This window comes from Methylovorus mays (genome assembly GCF_020531915.1).
Lineage (GTDB): Bacteria > Pseudomonadota > Gammaproteobacteria > Burkholderiales > Methylophilaceae > Methylovorus > Methylovorus mays.
The window spans coordinates 479,823-501,727 of record NZ_JAJAVG010000008.1 but is presented as its reverse complement, the minus strand read 5'-3'; the positions used below and the strand labels follow the sequence as shown (position 1 = coordinate 501,727).

The following is a 21,905-nucleotide window of genomic DNA, read 5'->3' as shown; positions in this document are numbered from 1 at the left end:
TATTTTCTCGTCAGGTAAACATTTCCAGCATGGCGGAGGTGATGCGTTGCCGCAGATGTTCATATTCCTGCCAGGGATCCTGTTTCAGGCTTGCCAGGCGTTCTGGCAGAGTGGCGACGGTAAACGTGTCAGAGCGTATCCCCATATTCAGCTCATCCCACGAAATAGGCACGGAAACGGTTGCCGTCGGTTTCGCCCGGCTGGAGTAGGCGGCGATCGCGGTGGCGCCTGGCGCATTACGCAAATAGTCGATGAATACTTTGCCTGTGCGCTTTTGCTTGGCCATGTTTGCAGTAAAGCGGTCCGGCAATTGTTGTTCCAGATACTGCGCGGCAGCTTTGCTGAAGGCCTTGATCGTCTTCCAGCGGTGGTCGGGCACAATGGGGATCACCACGTGTATCCCCTTGCCACCGGTGGTTTTGACAAAACTCTCCAGGCCTAGCGCCTGCAGCAATGCATGCACCAGTTGCGCACTCTCCACTACGGTGGTCCATGGGAGGGCTTCGTCCGGATCAAGGTCGAAAATAATGCGGTCCGGCTGCTCCAGATGCTCCTCGCGCGAGACCCAGGTGTGTATCTCCAGCACGCCCATTTGCACCAGGGAAATCAGCGCTGGCAGGTCATCCACCACCATGTAGTCATCCGAAAATCCGCTTACTGGCACCTGAATGCGCCTGACATTGTCCGGGATGGTCATGGCGGCATGTTTCTGGAAAAAACACTGCTGGCCTGCACCCGTCGGGCAGCGCACCAGCGACAAGGGGCGCCCTTGCAACTGGGGCAATATCCATGGGGCAATTTCTTTGTAGTAATGCGCCAGATCCTGCTTGGTCAGTCCGGCCTGCGCGAACAGAATCTTGCCCGGATGGGTCAGTCGTACACCGGCGATCTCGCGGACGGAGCCGCTACGCTGCGGATGTTCTTGTCGTGGGTGTTCTGAGGACGAAGACGTATCCCCGGTTGGGGGTGGTGGGTTGGCCGGTGTTTCGTGCACGATCTCGCGGGCCGGCTTGTCCTGACGCAACCCGACGAAAGCGGCATGACGTACGATCTGACGGTCTGTCCATTGTGCGAAACGCACTTCTGCCACCAGCTTGGGAGTGAGCCAATGTACGCCACGCATTTGCAAGCCGGTCAGCTTGCCAGTAAACGGCGAACTTGCGCGCTGCAGGCGGCTGAACTGCTTGCTCACTTGGGCTAGCGTGGTTTCGGTAAAGCCCGTTCCTACGCGCCCGGCATAATGCAGGGCACCTTCGGCGTCATACACGCCTAGCAGTAGCGCACCAAATCCCTGGCGACTACCCGCCGGGTCGGTATAGCCACCAATGACGAATTCCTGCCGCAAGCCACATTTTATTTTCAGCCAGTCCTCCGTGCGCCGCGGCTGATAAGGGGAATCCGCGCGCTTGGCAATGATGCCTTCAAGATCATGCAGACAGGCATGGTCGAATACTTCAGGAGCATTGCCGATAATATGGTCGCTGTAATGGAGTGGGCCATCTTCGGCAGAGTGCGCCAGCACTGTTTTCAACAAGGCCTTGCGTTTGATCAGGGGCAACTGTTGCAGGTCGTGACCATTCAGATACATGAGGTCAAACACAAAGTAGGCCAGTGTCGCGGCACTATTGGTTTGCATGGCATCCTGCAGCGCCTGAAAGCTCACTTTGCCATTGGCTTGCAAGGCCACGAGCTCCCCATCCAGCCAGGCCTGATCTATGGGCAACCGTTTGAGCGCATCGGCAATACCTTTCCATTTCGCTGTCCAGTCGTGGCCATTACGCGAGTAAAGCTTCACCTCACCGTCCTCACAGCGCGCCAGCATGCGATAGCCGTCGAATTTCACTTCCGTGAGCCAGTGCTCACCTACAGGGGATTTTTTCGCCAGCAGCGCCAGTTGAGGCTGCATGGAGGCGGGCATGGGCTGTGTTTTCCCCTCTTTGCCGCCGCGGTCCGGGGAGGTGTGGTGCGCGTCAGCAGAGCGGCGGCTGCCCGATGTGGATGCCACCGAGACCCGGCTGGGCTTGTCGGAACCCTTCAATGGCCGGTGAGCATCGCCACTGAACAGTTTGCGTATGCTCTCGGGCCGGTTTTCGGTGATGTTGGCCTGTTCGCCGCTTTGCGCCACCTCGTCCTTTTCCTTGATCAGCAGCCAGTTTTCCTTCTCAGAGGAGCCCTCGGCAGGTTTTTTACCCATGCGCACCAGTGCCCATTTACCAGATAGTTTTTCGCCATGCAGCATGAATTTGAGCGCGCCCTTCTGGTAACCGGCATGTGGGTCTTCCAGCGGCTCCCAGGTGCCGCAATCCCACAAGACGACCTTGCCTGCGCCGTATTGGTGTTCGGGAATCTGCCCTTCAAAGTGCCCGTATTCCAGCGGGTGATCTTCCACATGCACCGCCAGACGCTTTTCCTTGGGGTCCAGAGTGGGGCCTTTGGGTATTGCCCAGCTTTTCAGCACGCCATCCAGCTCCAGACGGAAGTCATAGTGCAACCGCCGCGCATGATGGCGCTGGATATAAAACGCCAGCGTGTCGCCAGCCTCGGCGACCTGGCCTGACGGTTCCGGGGTGATGTTGAAGTTACGCTTTTGCCAGTAATGATTCAGACCCATGATACGCTCCTATCGGCGAGTGGCTTTACGGCGTGCGGGTGGTTCCTCAGCTGTATCCGTCTTGTTGCCAGACGGTTCTTTTTCTGGCTTCATGCGGCGGCCTATGCTTTCTTTCAGCAGCGCCATCAGATCCACAATATTGCTGGCGGAGTTATCCGCAGGCACTTCATCCTCCGGCTCCATCAGTGCATGTGTCTGCTTGTTGCGGATTTTCTTTTTCACCAGCGCCATGATGTCTGCACGAAAACGGTCGTGAAACTGCTCCGGGTCCCAGGGTTCCGTCATGTCTTCAACCAGGGCATGGGCCATCTTGATTTCCTTGTCACTCACACGCACCTTGGGCGCATCTTCTCCAGGCAGCCCCAGTTCTTCTGGCGGCCGGATATCCTCTGCATATCGCAGCATATTGAGCACGATGACTTGATCCACCACCATGAGGGCCGCCAGATGCTGCTTAGTGCGCATGACGATCTGCGCAATGCCAATGCGGTCCGTGGTTCTGAGGGTTTCGCGGAGCAAGGCATACACTTTCTCGCCGCCTTTGGCGGGCTTGAGGTAATACGGCTGCTCAAAATACAGGGGGGAAATCTCATTCACTTTCACAAAGGCCTGAATATCAATGGTCTGGGTGGCTTCCTTGTTTGCCTGGCGAATCTCGGCATCCGTCAGCACGACATATTCCCCTTTTTCGTATTGATAGCCTTTGACGATATCTTCGGTATGAATCTCCTTTCCCGTGGTCTTGTTATAACGTTTGTATCCCACAGGCGAAAAGTCACGCCGGTCCAGCATGTCCAGATCTATCCCGGGGGCGTTGTGCGAGGGATAAAGTTCAACCGGTATGTGTACCAGGCCAAAGCTGATGGCACCTTTCCATAGAGCGCGTGGCATATCGTTTCCTGAACGTGAACAGAAGGAATAAATGAGGTGCAGACACAGGCAGCACAAAGTGACTGCATGATGGAATCCTATTCGTTGGCACAGATAGCCCCTAGTAGTCCTGGGCTGAAATCTGTGTCGGAATATCCCTAAGAGGTCGGGGTGGGTTGAATAGGAAATCAGGCGCCGCCACAATATAAACCGCATGCGGAAAATGACTTTATCTTAATGAATATAAAGGGTTATGGCGTGTGTGGGAGTGCTTGCCAGCCCGATCGGTGAATAACTAAAATATTATGCAAGTTAGCCACCCAGATTATTCAACAATCAGGAATGAGAAGGCATTCTGCATATCATGTTGAACGACGATCCCGAGCCAAGCGAAAAACCTGCAAAGTGGTATCACCTCTATTTTGTGGAGGTATGCATTGCCGTATTTCTGCTGTTCATGGCACTACTGAATCATTTCTTCGCGTGACCATTCGTCCTTGCCCTGATGTTCTTCCACGCCAATCTCTACAGTATTTCCTACATGGCAATCAGCTTTATCCGCTGGTTGAGCGTGACCGCTAGTGACACTCTGAAGGGGCATTAAAAAAACCTACCTTGAGGAGATGAAAATGACGTTACCACGACAAGCCGATGCGACCGTGAAATCCACCACCCGCCGCACGGCGCAGAAGAAAGACGTAATCCAGCACCTGACAGATGATCACAAGAATGTGAAAAAACTGTTCAAGCAATATACCAAGCTGGCCGAGAAGGATGATATCGAAGGCAAAGCCTCCATTGCCAACCAAATATGTCTGGAGCTCACCGTGCACACACGAGTGGAGGAGGAGATTTTTTATCCTGCCGCCCGGGCTGCCATTCATGATGATGATCTGTTGAATGAGGCGGTGGTGGAGCATAGCAGTGCCAAGAGCCTGATCGGGCAGATTCAATCCATGAACCCGGCAGACCCCATGTACGACGCCAAGATGACGGTGCTTAGCGAATACATTGAGCATCACGTGGAGGAGGAGGAAAAGGAAATGTTCCCCAAGGTCAAAAAAGCCAAGGTGGACCTGGAAGAGCTGGAAGTGGAATTAAGCAAGCGCAAAGGCCAGCTGATGGCGGAAGTGGTCAATGCCGAAGGGGATATTGATATCAAGAAGCTGAAAGCGGCTGTCCAGCAATCGATGCCCAAACATTAAGCGCCTGACATTAGCGTGGATTCAGCCAAAAAACAGGAGCCCGTGGCTCCTGTTTTTTTTATGCCCCTGACCATGAATCGCTGAGGATAAATCGCTATTTGGTAGTTTTCTGGATGAAAAACCCATCGGGTGGCGGTATGACGTTGGGCTTGTCCCTGACCGTCTCATCATCCATGATTTCTGGCTCGGGCTGGGTGTGCTCAGGATCCGTGGGCGGATATGCCTTGTGCGGATCGGGAGTCACGGTTTCAGGGGGATGCTGGCGGTAGTCGGGATCCGCGGTGGGCGGGTTGGGCTGATCAAGCAGATCGGGCGGTGATGGCGGCTGTTTCTCAGCTTGCCTGTCACGATGATGCTTGCCTGCATCTGGGAAAGCCTGGCCGCCGGATACATTTTCATTTTCAAGATTGTCGTCGTCATTCCGTGAGGCTGCATCGGCGGGGCAGATGCCAGAATCATCCATGAAATGGTCAGACGGAAATTGCCAGTTGTGATGATATTCAAAGCTGGAGGCGGGGGAGCCTGCCATGAGGGCTGAATGCATGATGATCTCCATAAGGTGAGGAATCAGGCATACACCTTAAGCATGGGTTCGCATGGCGGGCATCGGAGAGCGGCTGCTATCGACGTCAGATTTTATGTAAGCACCTGCCCGGCAGGAACATCTGCAAAGCACGAGAACAGCCGGCGAAGGCCTTTAGCGGCGCACGTGCGGGGCCGGCTCGCTCACAGGCCGGATCTCCAGTACCAGATCAAACTGCCTGACAAACCTGGTTCACCGGCACCTGGCATGGGTTCACCAAGACGCAATCGCACTTCGCGCATATTGATGCGCGGGCACAGCCATATCCCTTCGCGCGGACATGCCTCCCCGGCGAGAGCGGACAGCCAGGTTTCCTCATCCGAGGCGTGTTCCTGGGCTGCGGTGATCAGGCGCGTATCCACCAGTCCCCCACCGGTATCGGAGACACGCTCCACCAATGTCCACACGGCAGGCTCCAGATGGTTGTAACGGATACCATCGGGAGTACGCCCCACATTGGCCATGCTGGCCTCGGGTGCATCAGGAAGCGGGACAATCAGCTGCGCGCAACTATAGGCGATATCCGGCAGATAAATCCCAGGTCTGGGGACTTCCTCGCCAGTGGCACACTGATATTGCGGATTCAGTTGATAGGCAGGCCACTCCTGGGGCAGGCTGATATCCCATCCGCGCCCGTTTTCTTTCAGGTCACCCAGCAGATCGCCGCGTTTCCAGCCATAACGAAACGTGGGTCCGATATTGGCGGCGTATTTTTGCGCAATGCCTTGTTGCCGATAGTACTCCTGCAAGGGATTGAAGCCCAGGCGCGCGACCAGTGCGGGTTCCTCCATCCAGCCATGCCAGTAATCGCTGGCGCCGCGTATATCGCTCTGGATGGCGGCAGGTGCCCACACGCCAAGGTCACCCTTGCTGATGCGATGATGAATTTCACGCATCTGCATCAAGGTCCGGATGAAATTGGGCAATATCCGGTTTCCCCATACGATATCCACCTGCGTTCCCGGCTCGCGCAGGCGGAAATTGGAAGGGATATGCCGCATGTAATCGTCGTAAGCCAGTTCGGCCACCTCCACCATGCGTTCCCAGGCATTCAGCATCCTGGCGAAATACCGCGGGCTGCTGTATTGCTCCTGTAGCCAGATTTCCTGGGGGATCAAGGGAGTCTTGAGGTCCATGCTGCTCATGTTGGGTCCTTGTCGGAAGCGGGAGGCCATTTGTGCTGCAATACCGGCACGCCGATAAGTTTTGGGTTGCCAGGATTGTAGGGGTTGTAGCCCCAATGCGTCGGCCATCGTTTTTGCAGGCTTTCACTTTTGAGATCGTAAGGGTCCAGCAGGATTTGCAAGGCTCCCCCCTCCAGGGTATAGGCTGTGCCATACATTTCCTGCGAGGCACTGATGCCCTGCCAGCCTTTGAGCACAGTGCCTTCGGGTACCTGATAGGTCATGAATTCGCCATTGCTTTTCCAGATGCGCCACACGCCAAATTTGCGCCGCCACCCATCCTTGCTGCTGATGGCATCAAATTCGGTTTTGCTGGTCCACCATTGACCACTTGCAAACGATTTTTCCGCCGGGTCCACAATCCGGTACAGCACGGTGCCTGGCGGGTATTTCGCTGGCATCACATTGCCGTGGAAGTTGGCAAACTCATACTGGATATTGCGTGGATAGCCCTTCTGTATCATCTCTTCAGCGTTCCCCGGCATGTCATCCAGGCCAGGGTACTGGGGGCGGATGAACCCCTTGTCCACCCAGGTAGGCTTGGCCTTGTCCATGGCCTCTTTTTCCATATGCAGGAGCCTGGGCCCCTGGGCTGCCGACGCCGTGCTTTTGAGCGTCCGTGCCTGCTCTTCATCCAGCCGTTTGGCCAGTTTCTCCAGCCATTCCTGCAAAGGTCTCACCATGCGGCCCATGATGCCGTTGGCGCGTTCACGCACGGCCTTGATCTCGCGCAGCAATTGCACGACCTTATGTTGGGTGGTGGTGTTGCCATAGCGACTGATGTAATCCAGCAGTTCGCTCAAGGTTTGATGCAGATGATCAAAGGCCGCCAGTAATTCCCGCGAGTTGATGGATTTTGAGAGCGCCCTTACCTGTGTTGCCAGCCAGCCATAGGGGTTGGTGATGCGCATGGTTTTGAGGGTTTTTCTGACGATGCCGCTGCTCAGGTGCACATTGAGCCGTTGAATGCTGCGTTCCACGAAAGGAGACAGGGCATCCCACACATTGGCATTAGTGCGCATGGCCTTGGGGATGCCATGTCGGGCATAGCCAAACAGAATTTTGAGGCAACCCTTGAGTAGCGAGCCCAGCGTGGGGAAAAGCCCCAGCAAGGTGAGGCATAGCGCAAACCAGTGCCAGCCGTTATTGGGGTCTTTATTGATCTGCTTGCAATTGGCGATCAGATCGCGCACATCGCAGACCTGGTCTATCAGCGGGACCATGGAAATGAGAGTGCCGGTAGCGAGTTGGGCGCTGGATTGCTCGGCTTCGCCGAAATCCCCCTGTAGCACTTCCCACATCCACTGTACTGTCTGCTCGCTGCCTTCGTTAATACCATCCACCCATCCGACAGGGGCTGCTTTCAGGGTCGCCAATGCCACTTTCAGCTGTTCCCACATACTCATGTCCTCCCCGCGGGTTGGATATGCCTGCCGCAAATGGCAGGACGGGAAAACGGAAAAGTGGCAAGTGAAGGGAGAATTCTGGTGAAGGGCATGCATCGTCTCCGTCAGTTGATAGGCGAGTCAACATGACTGGCCTGTGCAAGACGATGATGCATAGGATTTTTAAATGGCGGCATTGCCCTAAAGGGCTAAGAGACCTTCAATCAGACCTTGTCACGGTTCGCCAAGGCCTGCTCGCGGACCAGCCCGACCTTGGCAAATAATAAATATCAGTGCCTCACGACAGCAGGGCCCCGTCTGGTGGATTCGGTTCCAGCGCCAATACGGCCAGTGGTAATGTGGAAAAAAGCTGGGTGATGGTCAGGCCTTTGTCAGTCACCGTGTGATGGGTACCGCTCAGGATGTCGCGATAGCGCCCATGCAAGTGCAAGCCATTGCTCAGATAAGTATCTTGCCAGTTGCCCAGACGCAAGGCGCCATGGTCGGTGAGCAATGCATGGCAAAAGCGGGGCACCACCACCAACAGGCATTGCTCCCCATGTTGGCGCTGAAATGCCACGATGTTGTCGCTGTAGATGCCTTGCGCATACAGCGGCTGATAATCGGCTGCTTCAAACAGGCGTGGATGTTGCTGGCGGTAACGCAGCAGCTGGTGGATGATGGTCTGCTTGATAGTGCCCTGACGCCAGTTGGCAAGCTGGGCTGCCAACGCGGGCGAAGCATGCAACGCCTGCGTGCGTTGCAGGTAATCGACCGGGCGGCGATTGTCCGGATCGACCAGGCTGAAATCCCAGAGCTCGGTGCCTTGGTAAAGATCGGGTATGCCAGGCACTGTCATGCGCAATACAGTCTGGGCCAGGCCATTCATCGCCCCGGCTGGGGCGATCATCGCAATGAACTGGGCGACCGATGCCAGAAACTCGCCGCTTTGCGCCGGGTCGAGAATACTCTTCAAAAAGCCGGCACAGGCATCTTCATAAGGTTCATTGGCCTGTACCCAGCTCGACATCCATTTTGCCTCACGTATGCTTTTGATGAACCAGGCTTCCATGCGCTCGCCATAAGCCTTCAAGCCTGCGACATCATTCACCTGCAAGTCAAACGGCCAAGCGCCCACCAGCATCTGGTACAGCATGTATTCATGCGTGATGCGCGGCGCCTCATATGCCACATATCGCATTTCATCGGGGAAGACCCGGCTGTGAAAGCGGCGGTTCATCTCTATCCACCGCTTTACCTGAAGCTCCCATTGCGCGGGCACCTGGCTGATGACTGCGATACGGGCGCGCACATCTTCCCCACGCTTATGATCATGCGTGGCGGTGGCGAGCAGGTTGGCTGGATACAGGTTCAGCCGCCGTTGGCAGGCATCATGAAACGCGGCTATATCGAGCGTGAACATATCGGGGTCGCTGCCGACTTCATTGCGGGAGACCAGCCTGCCGAAGCGATAAAACGCCGTGTCTTCCATGGATTTGGCGCACAAGGGCGGCATCAGTTGCTGGAAGCGGGTAATGGCGCGCTGCGACAGGTCGGATATTTCTGGTGACGGTGCGTTATGGATCAGATCCCCGCGCAACCAGCTGAAAATGATGTCCACCAGTGGTTTGTCGACATGGCCCAATGTGCGTCTCGCCTTGATGGCCGTGCTTTCAAACAGCTCCTGATCCTGGGCATCCATGCCATCCACCGTGACATAGCTGCGATACACCGGAAAGTGCACCAGAATCTCGGTAAACACGCGCCGGATCGAGGCCAGCGAATAATCGCGCGTATGCAGGTCAGCGCGGGCGATGGCATGCAGGGCATGCACTGCTGCCTCAAATTCGCTGACCAGATTTTCCGACAGCAACTGGCGGCGTGCCTGTTCTACATGCTGATGAAAGGATTTCTCATCCTGGCTTAACTGATGCCACAAGGCGTTCAATGGCTGATCCCCTTGCGGGTCATGCAGCAGCGCTGATACCTGATCCATGAACTCATAACCGGTGGTACCGTCCAGTCCCCATCCCTCGCGCAGCCATTCGCCGGGCGCCAGGATTTTTTCGGCAATCATGTAGAGCGGCGTGCGCAGATGCGGCGGCCGGTTCGGCATCAGGCTTTCCAGTCTCGCCCGCAGCTTGCGGCAATAATGCTGCGGCTGAGCCAGCCCATCAATATGGTCTAGTCGCACCCCATCGATCAGGCCCTGCGCGTACAGCTCAAACAGCAGCGAATGCGTGGCTTCAAACACTTCATCGAGTTCCACCCGCACGCCAGCCAGCTCGCTCACTTCAAAAAAGCGGCGCCAGTTGATCTGGTCCGAGGCATTGCGCCACCAGGTAAGGCGGTAGTGCTGTTTTTCCAGCAAAGGATGCAGCTTCGCTATTCCCTGGTCAGAGTAGGCCGCCAGTGCCGTGTTGATGGCGTCCTCGACTTCCGGATGCAGACTGAGGGTCGCCAGCGCGGCCAACACCTGGTTGACCTGCGACTGTATGTCCAGAAAGGGCAGGCTGTAGTCTATCCGGCGAAACTGCGCAAGCAGCCTTGCCACGCCTGGATGATCGACCCCTTGCAAAATATCCGCATAGTCAGCCAGCGCAATGGGAAAGGCATTATCAAAATAACGTGCCTGTATGCGTTGGGTCTGGCGGTCATATTCCAGGCGGATATCCCCCTGATCGATCACCGCGCCATAAGCATCCCCTAAAAAAGGCGCGAGAATCTTGTTGTGCAGGTAAGGGTCGGGCGAATGCCAGTCGATATCAAACCACATGGCATACGGGCTATGGCGCCCCCACTCGAATACATGCTGCCACCAAGGGTTATCGGCACCGCCTACCCCCATGTGATTGGGCACAATGTCCACGATCAGGCCCATGTGGGCATGGCGCAACGCTTCTACCAGTCGGGCCAGACCTTTACGCCCGCCCAGCTCGGGGTTGATCTGCGTCGGATCCACAATGTCATAGCCATGACTGGAATTGGGCCGCGCCGTAAAAATGGGCGATGCATAAATATGGCTGACACCCAGTGAGGAAAAATACCCCACATGTTCCAGTGCATCGGCAAAGGTAAAGCCCTTGTGAAACTGCAGGCGCAGGGTGGATAGTGGATGCTGAGGTGTCATGGCCGCGGTTCTCCGGCGCCGAAGCTGGCTTCGTTATCCGTGCCTAGCGGGCCTTCCAGCAGTACCAGGCAGCTATAAGCGCCCAGAGAGCCCTGCATTAATGCTTCATGACGGTTGCCCACATTCAGAAGGGTCTGCGCCAGTTTGTCTTCAGGCCACTGCTCGCCGAAATGCACGGGGCTATCGCCCAGGTTCAGCAGGATTTCCAGCGTGGCCCCATTGCCCAGACGCCAGCGTGCCTTTACCGCTGCCGGGCCAATGGCATAGGCCGACAAGGTTCTGGTGTGTTCCAGATAAGGGGCAATATGCTGGTGGCGAAGGCTCAGCAACTGCCGTATCCACGCTTGCCATTCCGACGCGCGATTGATGTCGGGGTCATGACTACCTATTGGTCGGGGAATGGACGCGTTAAAACTTTCGATGTCATTCGGGTTGGGGATTTTTTCTGCAAAGCTCGCCTTGTTAAATTTCTCGAAGGTGGAGAATTCACGGCGCCGCCCTTCCCATACGGCCGCCGCCAGCTCGGGGTTTTCATGATCCGTGAAGTACAGAAAAGGCTGGGTGGCACCGAACTCTTCGCCCATGAACAGCAGCGGAATCTGCGGGCTTAGCAGCACCAGTCCCATGGCCGCCCGCAAGGCAGGCTCGGGGACCAGCGTGGTCAGGCGTTCGCCAAAGGGACGGTTGCCGATCTGGTCATGGTTTTGCAAAAAGAGCACGAAGGAGCTCAGTGGCAAATGCTGACTGTTTTCGCCCCGCCCCTCACCTTGCCGATGTTGCGAGACCTCGCCCTGGTAGACAAAGCCTTCTGCCAGGCAACGCGCCAGTTTTTCCGCGGCATGTTCTGCGTAATCCGAGTAATAGCCTTCGGTTTCGCCGGTCAGCAGCACGTGCAGCACATGATGGCCATCATCATTCCATTGGGCAACAAAGCGGTCTCCCAACAGGCTGGCCGCATTGTCGTCGTTTTCTGCGACCAGATGCACATGGCGTTTGCCCTGATAGTGCTCGCGTACCTGCTTGATCGTGTCTCCCAGCCAGGCTTTGTTCCAGATGGCGTGGCAGGCATCAAAGCGCAGGCCGTCAAAGCGATACTCTTCCAGCCAGTAGTAAATGTTGTCGACAAAAAACTGCTGGACATGCGGCTCGGCAAAATCAATCGCATCGCCCCAGGGCGTTTTGTAGGCATGGTTGAAAAATTCGGGCGCATAGTGCCACAGGTAATTGCCATCGGGACCGAAATGGTTGTAGACCACATCCAGGAAAATCGACATGCCCAGCGCATGGGCTTCATCCACCAGAGCCTTGAGTTCATCCGGCGAGCCATAACTCACATGAGGGGCAAATTGCAGTACGCCGTCATACCCCCAGTTATGTGCCCCGGGGAAACTTGCAATCGGCATTAGCTCAATCGCCGTAAAGCCCATGGCCGCCAGTTCAGCCAATTTGGCACGCACCCCGACAAAGCCGCCCATCACGCCGGCATGGGCTTCGTAGATCACGGTTTCATGCCATGGCCGACCTTTCCATTGCAGATGACGCCAGCGATAGCTTTGTGGATCGACCACCACGCTGCTGCCATGCACGCTGCCCGTTTGCCTGCGCGAGTAGGGATCGGGCACCAGGAGTTCGTTGCCCTCCTTATTGATGGCGCGATAACGGTACTCTATCCCCGGGCCACATTCTGCCTGTGTGATGAACCAGCCGCTGGTGGCCTCCTGCTGCATGGGGATGACGGTGCCTTTGTCTAGAATCAGGTCGACCTGGCGTGCATTAGGCGCCCACAGGCGGAACTCGGTTTCTGCCAGACTGAGCAGGCGGGCGCCACCGGCAAGCCGATAGTTGAAGGTATTGCGCGGCTGGTCAGATGTATGCTCGGAACAGGGGTGGGCTGGGGTGGGCATCACGTTTTCCTTGGGGTTACTTTTCATCATGGTGAGGTTTGTCATGCGCCAACTCTTCCAGCAAAGACTTCAGGCCTTCCAGTGGCACTTCGGTCCAGGAGGGCCTGTGCATCAGTTCGTAGGCGATTTCATAGCCTACTTTTTCCAGCTTGTAGAGCTGTAGCAGCGCCATATCCGAGGCATGGGCATAAGCCCCTGCATTCAGGCTCTGCTCTGGCTGACTTAGTGGGTGAGGCAGGGCGTGGTCAAAATAGCTTTGCAGGAAGGCTGTTTCGGAGATGTCCTTGTAGCGTTGCAGAATCTGCCGGCGGGGCAGGCTGCCACCACTGCTGGCGTACAGTTCGCTTTTCTCGATAAAGGCTGCGACATAGGAAAACGAGCGGATCAGCCCAGCGACATCGCGCAAGGGGTTGTCTTTCTGCCGCCGCTCGGGCAGCGGGCGTGCTGGTTCACCTTCAAAGTCAATGATCAGCACGTCCTCGCCCACTACCAGAACCTGGCCGAGGTGAAAGTCGCCGTGAATGCGTGTCAGGGCTTGACCACGGGCCTGGTCTATCAGCGCCTCCACGCGGGCAAACACTTCTTTTTGACGTCCCAGCATATCTGGCAGCAATTGCGGATCTGCCAGATTGTCTGCCTTGAAATGCGCCAGCCCGGAAAATGCCTCCCGCCATTGCTGGACGATGCGCTGCTTGAGGGCGGTAATGTCGGATTTGCCCAGCTGTTGCGGTTTGAAGGCTTCATGCACGGTGGGCAGTGAAAGCAGGTTGTGCAGCTCGGCCAGCCGTTTGCCAAGCGTGGCGGCAAAATTCTGCAGCTCTTTCATGGCATTGGTGTCTTCCGGCGCCAAGGCTTGCGCGGCGATATCCGCGGCATTCAGCTGCTGGATGGCAATGCCCAGGCGATCGATGGTCCATTGCCAGGCATCGCCCTGATTGTGCACATAGGCCTGCATGACGATCTGGGTATAGCTTTCGCCCTCGGCATTGGTAAACGCCATATGCCCCAGCAAGGCGGGCGTGTTGTGGTAACCCAGTTCATCCAGCCGCTGGGCCATTTCCAGCTCGGGGTGCGTGCCGGGCTGGAAGTGCCGCACCATTTTGACGATGGCAAGATCGTTGATAATCAGCGAGCTGTTGGATTGCTCGGCATGCGGGCGACGGATAACGAGCCCCGGTTTGCCCTCGCTGCTCTTGAAATCCAGCGCGTCAAAGCTGGCGGTGGATTCAAAGCGCAGCTCGCGAGCGCCTTCACGATATTGGCCGTAATGCCGGAACTGCTCCAGCAGGGTGAGCGCAAACTCATCCATGCAATAGGCATCGACCAGCAAGCCGACTTTGGGGCCCTGACGTACCCGACAGATTACGTGTTGCTGTATCACTGTGGAGGTGGACGTCTCTTCCGGGACAATGCCGAGCGGCATGAAAAACCAGGCATTGCTATCGCTGGCGGCGACGCTTACCAACAGAAAATCTGTTCCCCTATTACCTGACCTCGGTAGCTGGGTAAGGTATTGCAGGTGGACAGTCATCGGCCCTTTTGCGGGGCCGGCAGACTTTTTAGTGTTCTCAGCCTGGCTGGAAAACCAGCGCTGACGTGCCAGGTAGGCCGGGAATATTTCGGTTTCCAGGCGTTGCTGCAAGCGGGGCTGCATGAGGTCATGTATGCCGGCATTCAGCACCAGGGTGCGGTATTCGGGGGCGATGAAAGGCACGGCACTCAGACGCGAAGGCGTGGCCAGCGGACTTTGCTCGTTGCTGAGACGGAACCAGTAAAAATCATAGGGCGCCAGCGTCAGCACATACGGGGAAGGGCCAATCACGGGAAACTTTTCCCCCCCCATCAGCTCGGTGGGCGTATAGCCTGCGTATTCCGAGAGGTCGAGCTCTACCGCCTGCGCGGTACTGCCGACATTGGCCACGCACAGCAAAATCTCGTCACTCAGGGCCTTGATGCTGGCTGGCTGGTCTGCGGCTGTCTCGCCCGGCTTGGTCTCTCCCTGGGTTTTCTCCGGGGGCGGGGCGCTACTCGCCCGTGCGTCGGCTGTCGGGTCAAACGCGGTGTTGGGGCTGCCATGCGCCAGAATATCTTGCGGCTTGTACTCGCGCAGATAAGCGAGAATCTTGCGGTTGGCCGGGTATAACAGCCGGAAACTGCCGCGGCCAAAGGCATAGAACTGCTTGCGCACGGCCAACAGGCGGCGCATCCAATTGAGCAGGGAATGCGGGTCTGCGCTTTGCGCTTCCACATTCACGGCCTGGTAGCCGTAAAGGGTGTCCATGTTCAAGGGCAGCACCAGGCGTGCCGGGTCGGTGAGGGAAAAGCCGCCATTGCGATCCGGGGTCCATTGCATGGGCGTGCGTACGCCATCGCGGTCGCCCAGGTGGATGTTGTCGCCCATGCCGATTTCGTCACCGTAATAGATTACCGGCGTGCCGGGCATGGAAAGCAGCAGGCTGTTCAACAGCTCCAGGCGACGACGATCACGCTGCAACAGCGGGGCGAGGCGGCGTCGAATGCCAACATTGAGCCGCGCCCGGTTATCCGCCGCGTAAAAGTTGAGCATGTAGGCGCGCTCATTATCGGTGACCATTTCCAGCGTCAGCTCATCGTGATTGCGCAGGAAAATTGCCCACTGGCAATCGCTGGGGATATCCGGCGTCTGCTGCAGAATATCGGTAATGGGAAAGCGGTCTTCCTGTGCCAGTGCCAGGTACATGCGCGGCATGAGCGGGAAGTGAAATGCCATGTGGCATTCATCGTTATTGCCGAAGTAATACTGCACATCTTCCGGCCACATATTGGCCTCGGCCAGCAGCATGCGGTCGGGGTAGCGTTGATCAATGAACTGCCGGATTTTTTTCAGGATCTGGTGGGTTTCCGGCAGGTTTTCATTGGAGGTGCCTTCGCGTTCAATCAGGTAGGGCACGGCATCCAGCCGCAGGCCATCCACGCCCAGGTCCAGCCAGAACTCCATGATGCTCATGACGGTATTGAATACGCGGGGGTTGTCGTAATTGAGATCGGGCTGATGCGAGAAAAAACGGTGCCAGTAGAAGGCATTAGCCACCGGATCCCAGGTCCAGTTGGATTTTTCGGTATCGGTGAAAATGATACGGGTCTGGCTGTACGCGGTATCGGTATCGGACCACACATAAAAGTTGCGGGCAGCCGAGCCAGGCTTGGCCTGCCGTGCTCGCTGAAACCAGGGGTGCTGATCCGAGGTATGGTTGATGATGAGCTCGGTGATGACGCGCAGCCCGTGCTTGTGGGCTTCGGCGATGAAGCGCTTCACGTCAAACAGGTTGCCGTAATCCGGATGCACACCGCGATAGTCGGAAATATCGTAGCCATCATCGCGGCGGGGTGAGGGGTAGAAGGGCAACAGCCACAGGGTATTCACGCCCAGGCTGACAATGTAATCCAGCTTCTGGATCAGGCCGGCAAAATCGCCTATGCCGTCATTGTTGCCGTCAAAAAAGGATTTGACGTGCACTTGATAAATCACGGCATCCTTGTACCAAAGCGGGTCGCGCGTGAATTGCAGCGCGCTGCTCCGGCGATCGGTCCGTTTCTTGTCGGTGGTCTTCTTGTCTGTATGTTTGGAGGTAGGCATTTATCGGTTCCCGGCGTCCATACGCCAAATGGCAAAGGGGCGATCAGCAGGGTCCAGGGTGATGGTCTGGAATTTGCCCTGCCAGCGGGTGGGCTGGTTTTCCCACAGGTCCAGCACGTCCACATCGGCGTCGTCCACCAGGCCCAGCAGGTAAAGCGGTATCTGTAGCGTGGCGCTTTGGGTGGCGTGCGGGTCCAGATTGATGGCGACCAGCACTACCGTTGCGCTGGGGCGGGTGACGTCGCGCTGACCGGTCTTGGAGAAAAACAGCACCTGATCATTGCTGCTGGGGTGAAAACGCACCCCAAGGTGTGTTTGCAGTTGCGGGTTTTCGCGGCGAATCTGGTTGAGTCGACTGATCTCGGCCACGATATTGCCCGGGCGTTGCCAGTCCCAGGCGCGGATTTCATACTTTTCCGAATGGTTGAATTCCTCGCTGTCGGGCACGGCATCGGCTTCGCATAGTTCAAAGCCGGACGAAATCCCCCACAAGCCTGACAGGGTGGCGGCGAGTGCGGCGCGGATCAGAAAGCCTGGCCGGCCGGATTCCTGCAGGAAGACCGGATTGATATCCGGTGTGTTGACAAAGAAATTGGGTCGGAAGAAATCGGCAATTTCGCCCTGCGCCATTTCCTGCAGATAATCGGTCAAGCCTTGTTTGTCGTTACGCCAGGTGAAGTAGGTATAGGATTGGCTGAAGCCGGTTTTCGCCAGCCGATACTTCATTTTGGGCGTGGTGAAGGCTTCGGACAGAAACACGACATCGGGGTGCTGTTCACGCACGGTACGCAGCAACCATTCCCAGAAGGGCAGTGGCTTGGTATGTGGATTGTCCACGCGGAATATCTTCACGCCCTTGGCGATCCAATGCAGCAGGATATTGCGCAAGGCCCGCCACAGATGCGGGATAGCTTCGGACGCATAAAACGCCACATTCACAATATCTTCGTATTTCTTGGGCGGATTTTCGGCGTGGCGTAGCGAGCCGTCCGGCCGCCAGTCAAACCATTCCGGGTGTTGCGATATCCACGGGTGGTCGGGGGAGCATTGGATGGCAAAATCCAGCGCGATTTCCATGCCATGCAGGCGTGTCTGTTCCAGCAGGTGATCCCAGTCTTCCCAGGTGCCAAGTTGCGGATGCAAGGCATCATGCCCACCTTCATGCGACCCAATGGCATATGGACTTCCGGGATCATTGGCCTGGGCGACCAGTGCATTGTTGCGGCCTTTTCGATGAGTGAGCCCTATTGGATGTATCGGCGGGAAATACAGCACATCGAAGCCCATGTCGCGGATGGCCGGCAGACGGGCGACGACATCCTTGAGGGTGCCATGGCGCTCGGTATCCCCGCTTTGCGAACGCGGGAACATTTCATACCAGCTGGCAAAGGCGGCGGCGTTGCGCTCCACCATGAGGGGGAATTTGATGCTGCGCGCCATGAAGTTCCTGGGGTCCAGCGCATCCATCATGTATGCGACATCGCCGGACAGCAGCAGACTGAGCTTGACCTGATCGCGCCCGGAATAGGTAGAGAGGTCGCTGGTATCCAGCTGCTGCAGCTCACCTTGCATGGTGCAGGCAGCCGTGATTTCTGGCGCTTCCAGTGCGCAGACCAGCCGCGCAAGAAACTCCTTGGCATGCAGCGCATCCTGCTGGTCGGCAGGCCCGCCATTCGAATTGGCGAGGTATTTGGCAATGAGCAGGCGGCCTTCTTCGATTTCGAGTTCCACTGGCAGCCGTGCTTGCGCTTTTTTGCGCAGATGGGATACATAGGTACCAAATTCGTCGTGCCAGGCTTCAACGAAAAAATAGTGGCAGCCAATGTCTGGCGGTACAAAACTGGCCTGCCAGCGATCATTTCCCAGGCTTTGCATGGCGATGTAATGCACCCGTCCGTCTTCTCCGCTATGCCAGGCCAGGCACACGCGCAACAGGTCATGGGTATCCATGAACACGTCAGCACTCACTACCACGGCTTCTTGCTCTTTGCGCTTGACGGCAAAACGCCCGTTATCCACGCACGGGGTGACGTTTTCAATGGCAATGCGGGAGCGATGCAATATCGCAAACCGATATTCCAGTACTGCCGCTTCCTTGCTTTGCTGCAAGGGGTCGGGTGTGTGATCTAGGTCTTCCGGTAACATCATCTGCAATGCTTTCCCAGGCTGAGATCCTGTTGAAAAATGAGGGGCAATCAGCAAGCCGCCTTTTCCCCTGCCATGGCTCTGCTGAGAGAGGGACATGACGGACGCTTCATGCAAAGGGGCTGGAGTAATTGGGCTGGATGTGTCAGGTCGAATGCCTTAACTGGAGGGGTACATCACCTCAGGTTAAGTGTGGTATTCATCGCCTGACTCAGGCCGCAGGGCTTGCACTTGTAGCCTAAAGGCTGGGGCTGGGAAGGGCTGTAGGAGAAAATTGGAAACGTCTGTAAGGATAGTTTGAGGCGGTTTTTATGGACGCGCAGGCTTGGCCCACGGAAAGAAAGCCGCATTTGATGAATGAATCAATTGCGGCATCTGGAACATGGCGCCTGCCATACATAACGATCAGCAGAAATGTCTTGAATCATGTGGATTGGCAGAACGGGACTGTGCCATGCACATGTAAACGAACCTTGGTTTATTGGCTTAATTCAGGCCCGTTTGCTGCATGTAAAGGCGCGTGGCGGCGAGCCCGGCAGACGTGTGGTGTTGTCCCGGAGCCAGCCATTTCGCCATGTTGTGCATCTGGCGGCTCGGTTGGGTCAGCAAGGCAGGCTCTATCAGCGACTGCAAGGTGGCATAGGAGGTATCTGCCGGACGTTGGCTGCTTTCCGCCATGCCTCTCTTGCGCCAGTGCTCGCCAAGTCTGGCTTGGCGCGGCAGCGTATCCAGCACCTCTCCAGCCATCCAGTCATACATCAGCTGTTTTTCATAGGGGGTGAATACCCCGAACATGCTGGCATGTTCCCCTTCCATCAATTTCCAGAAGCGCGATTGCGCAGGGTCCTGGTGTCGCGTCATCCAGCCGGCGTCTACCAGCGCATTCAGCAGTTGGGGGATTTTTTGCGGATCAGACAGCCATTCATTGATGCTGTAAGCGCCGAGTTTGCACTGATTGGCGTGCATGAATTTCCCCACCGAGGCTTTTTTGAGAAACACAGCGGTGATTTCGGTTTCGGCATCAAACTGCTGGATGAGCGTAGGGGTTGCCAGCCCCACCGAGTTAAGCGCCATGCCGCGCAACATGCGCATCATGAATGCCTGGCGTTGCTGGCGTCTGGGTAAGGCTTCAAATACCGCCCAGGCGGCACGCATGGCGTGGCCTGTCATGGCGTTATCCACCGTGACATGCAGCATGAAGTAATAGGGGTCGATGTTGAGCTCTTCCAGCTCGTGCGTGGTGATGAGCAGATGGAGCGGCAATTGCTCATAGGCCAGGTTGAAGCCGATGACTTCGGGCAGATAGCTTTCTGCATGATGGCCCAGCGCCAGCTGCGTGAGTCCTTGCACAAAATGGCTGTCATCCAGGGCATGCCACTCGGTATCGAGGTCATAGCGGCGCAATAGCTGCTGATATAGCACGACATGGTTCTTGTCGCTGCGGCCTTCGCCCAGCTCTTCCAGATAGGTCTTGATCAGGGAGGCATAACGCGGATCATCCCACTGCCGTGTGAGGCCATAAAGCCAGGCACCGTCCACCATCTTGGTGGGGGCCACCTGCAACAGAAAATTCAGTGCATGCGACTTACATGAAAAATAGCGACGGGGCTCGCCGCGTTTGCGGCCTTCCAGGTATTCCTGATACTCCCGACCTGTGGCCTGCGCATTGCGCTGTATCCACGCCTGCAGGGCATGGGGCGAGTCTGCCAACAGGGCTTCGATTAATTCGGGGTCTGATTCCATGGACGACGCATCTATCTGCGCCAGTTGCTGAGTCAGAAAGGCATTAGCCTGGTGTGAAGAGTCCACATGTCGCTCTGCCGACAGGTCGGGATTAAGCAAATCAAAGTACAGCGTTTTAATGGCGAGGGGCGCCTTGGCAGGCGCAGGCGGCGTGACAGCTTCCTCGTCAAATATTCTTGGGTCTCCGGGCATGTTGGTTCCTTCTTCTTAATGCGAAAAGTATGGGCGGAGTCGCCTCTTCTGCTTATCCGCCCGGCTCCGAGATTGCTGTAAGACGCGGCTTACAGACGGTGCCAGTGGCTTTTGTTAAGCTGAGCCATGAATAGGTCGGCGCCTCCAGCTCCAAAAGAGGTGCCAGGACGCTGTTTGATCATCCCATTGAAACCAGAGGCCAGCTTTGAACCCCGATGAACCCGCGAACCAGCCAGAGCCCGTCAACTCCGAACAGATCATGTCTTCCGAGCAAGCGACCGCGTTGCGGGATTTGCTTGTTTATCTACGAGGCGTGAATTACCAGCATGTGGCGATTACTCCCTTGAGCCATTCGCGCATTTACAAGCGAGATGCCCAGGCCTGGGCTAAAACGGTACGCGACATCGTGGGCTGGGGGCGGCCCTTTCATGCGGATGTGGCCGGTGAGCCGTTATTTGGCCTGATGGAAGCTGGCGATGTGCTGCAACCCGTGGAAATGGGCTGGCGCAGCAAGGTACGGGTGGCGTCCCTGAACGGGCAGCTCTTCCTGCATTCGGCTTATCCCACGCTGGAGGCGTCGTCGGTATTTTTTGGTCCGGATACTTACCGCTTTATCCGGGCCGTACAACAATATGCCAGGACCCAGCAGCCGATGGTCAGGCGAGCAGTGGACATCGGAACAGGGAGCGGCGTCGGGGCGATTGCGCTGGCCGGTTTGTTCCCGAATGCCGAGGTATTGGGGGTGGATATCAACCCGCATGCGCTGGCGCTGGCACGGGTGAATGCCGCAGCCAATGGCTGCGAGCGGGTGCAGATGCTGCACAGTGATTTATTGCAGGATGTGCCTGGTGAGTTTGATCTCATTATTGCCAATCCGCCGTATCTGGTCGATGCCGCTCAGCGCAGTTACCGCCATGGTGGAGGGGCGCTGGGTGCCGAGCTTTCGCTGAGCATGGTCGATGCTGCCATGGCGCGCCTGGCGCCGGGTGGTGTGCTGTTGCTGTATACCGGCGTTGCCATGGTGGAGGGAGCTGATCCTTTTTTTGCTGACGTGCAGGCGCGTCTGCAAAACCGATCTGGTTTTTCCTGGCATTACGATGAAATTGACCCCGATATTTTTGGGGAGGAGCTGGACCTGCCACCCTATGACATCGCGGACCGCATTGCGGCCGTGGTGCTCACCCTGAAGCGCGAGCCATAGCCGCCATGCGCACATTGGCGATAGGTGAATACTGTGACCTCCCTGGCATGTACAGCCGTGTGGCTACTGGCACGGTTCTGACAGTGGAACAAACCAGCGCGTGCCTATGTGCTGGCGGGCAAGGTGATTGTGCCTA

The 21,905-nt window shown here is 56.7% G+C and carries 13 protein-coding genes; 3 read left to right on the top strand and 10 right to left on the bottom strand.

The genetic code is table 11. From position 1 onward, the window contains the following. Positions 1–10 precede the first annotated feature (10 nt). Positions 11–2,611: a DNA ligase D gene (ligD, locus tag LG203_RS12785; protein WP_230346111.1), complete on the bottom strand. Its 2,601-nt coding sequence runs from the start codon at positions 2,609–2,611 to the stop codon at positions 11–13. A gap of 9 nt (positions 2,612–2,620) precedes the next feature. Beyond that, the gene (gene ku / locus LG203_RS12780) at positions 2,621–3,502 is read right to left on the bottom strand and encodes a non-homologous end joining protein Ku (protein WP_230346110.1); all 882 of its coding nucleotides are present in this window, start codon (positions 3,500–3,502) and stop codon (positions 2,621–2,623) included. A 343-nt stretch (positions 3,503–3,845) separates the two neighbouring features. Between ku and LG203_RS14380 the strand changes: the two genes are divergently transcribed. Then, on the top strand, positions 3,846–3,968 hold the full coding sequence (locus LG203_RS14380) for a hypothetical protein (RefSeq protein WP_268867400.1): 123 nt from the start codon (positions 3,846–3,848) through the stop codon (positions 3,966–3,968). Between the two features lie 142 nt (positions 3,969–4,110). Further along, entirely contained in the window at positions 4,111–4,686 is a 576-nt protein-coding gene (locus LG203_RS12775; RefSeq protein WP_230346109.1) for a hemerythrin domain-containing protein, read from the top strand. A gap of 94 nt (positions 4,687–4,780) precedes the next feature. On the opposite strand, the gene LG203_RS12770 is transcribed toward LG203_RS12775, so the two are convergent. The 8 genes from LG203_RS12770 to LG203_RS12735 form a co-directional block, all read right to left on the bottom strand. Next, positions 4,781–5,230, bottom strand: a complete 450-nt coding sequence (locus tag LG203_RS12770; protein WP_230346108.1) for a hypothetical protein — start codon at positions 5,228–5,230, stop codon at positions 4,781–4,783. Between the two features lie 182 nt (positions 5,231–5,412). Further along, entirely contained in the window at positions 5,413–6,414 is a 1,002-nt protein-coding gene (locus LG203_RS12765; RefSeq protein ID WP_230346107.1) for a hypothetical protein, read from the bottom strand. Then, positions 6,411–7,853 (bottom strand): hypothetical protein, encoded by a 1,443-nt coding sequence (locus tag LG203_RS12760; RefSeq protein WP_230346106.1) that lies wholly within the window; start codon positions 7,851–7,853, stop codon positions 6,411–6,413. Before LG203_RS12760 ends, LG203_RS12765 begins: the two co-directional genes overlap by 4 nt. Positions 7,854–8,136: 283 nt before the next feature. Then, positions 8,137–10,968, bottom strand: a complete 2,832-nt coding sequence (gene treY / locus LG203_RS12755; protein ID WP_230346105.1) for a malto-oligosyltrehalose synthase — start codon at positions 10,966–10,968, stop codon at positions 8,137–8,139. Then, a complete protein-coding gene (treZ, locus tag LG203_RS12750; RefSeq protein WP_230346104.1) occupies positions 10,965–12,917 on the bottom strand; it encodes a malto-oligosyltrehalose trehalohydrolase in 1,953 nt (650 codons plus the stop codon). Before treZ ends, treY begins: the two co-directional genes overlap by 4 nt. Next, entirely contained in the window at positions 12,889–16,488 is a 3,600-nt protein-coding gene (gene treS / locus LG203_RS12745; protein ID WP_230346103.1) for a maltose alpha-D-glucosyltransferase, read from the bottom strand. Before treS ends, treZ begins: the two co-directional genes overlap by 29 nt. After that, positions 16,489–18,636 (bottom strand): alpha-1,4-glucan--maltose-1-phosphate maltosyltransferase, encoded by a 2,148-nt coding sequence (locus LG203_RS12740; RefSeq protein ID WP_230346102.1) that lies wholly within the window; start codon positions 18,634–18,636, stop codon positions 16,489–16,491. It abuts the gene before it with no gap. Between the two features lie 483 nt (positions 18,637–19,119). Then, positions 19,120–20,568 carry an iron-containing redox enzyme family protein gene (locus LG203_RS12735; RefSeq protein WP_230346101.1) on the bottom strand — a complete coding sequence of 483 codons (1,449 nt, stop codon included), beginning with the start codon at positions 20,566–20,568 and terminating at the stop codon, positions 19,120–19,122. A gap of 205 nt (positions 20,569–20,773) precedes the next feature. Between LG203_RS12735 and LG203_RS12730 the strand changes: the two genes are divergently transcribed. After that, positions 20,774–21,769: a methyltransferase gene (locus LG203_RS12730; protein ID WP_230346100.1), complete on the top strand. Its 996-nt coding sequence runs from the start codon at positions 20,774–20,776 to the stop codon at positions 21,767–21,769. Positions 21,770–21,905: the final 136 nt, after the last annotated feature.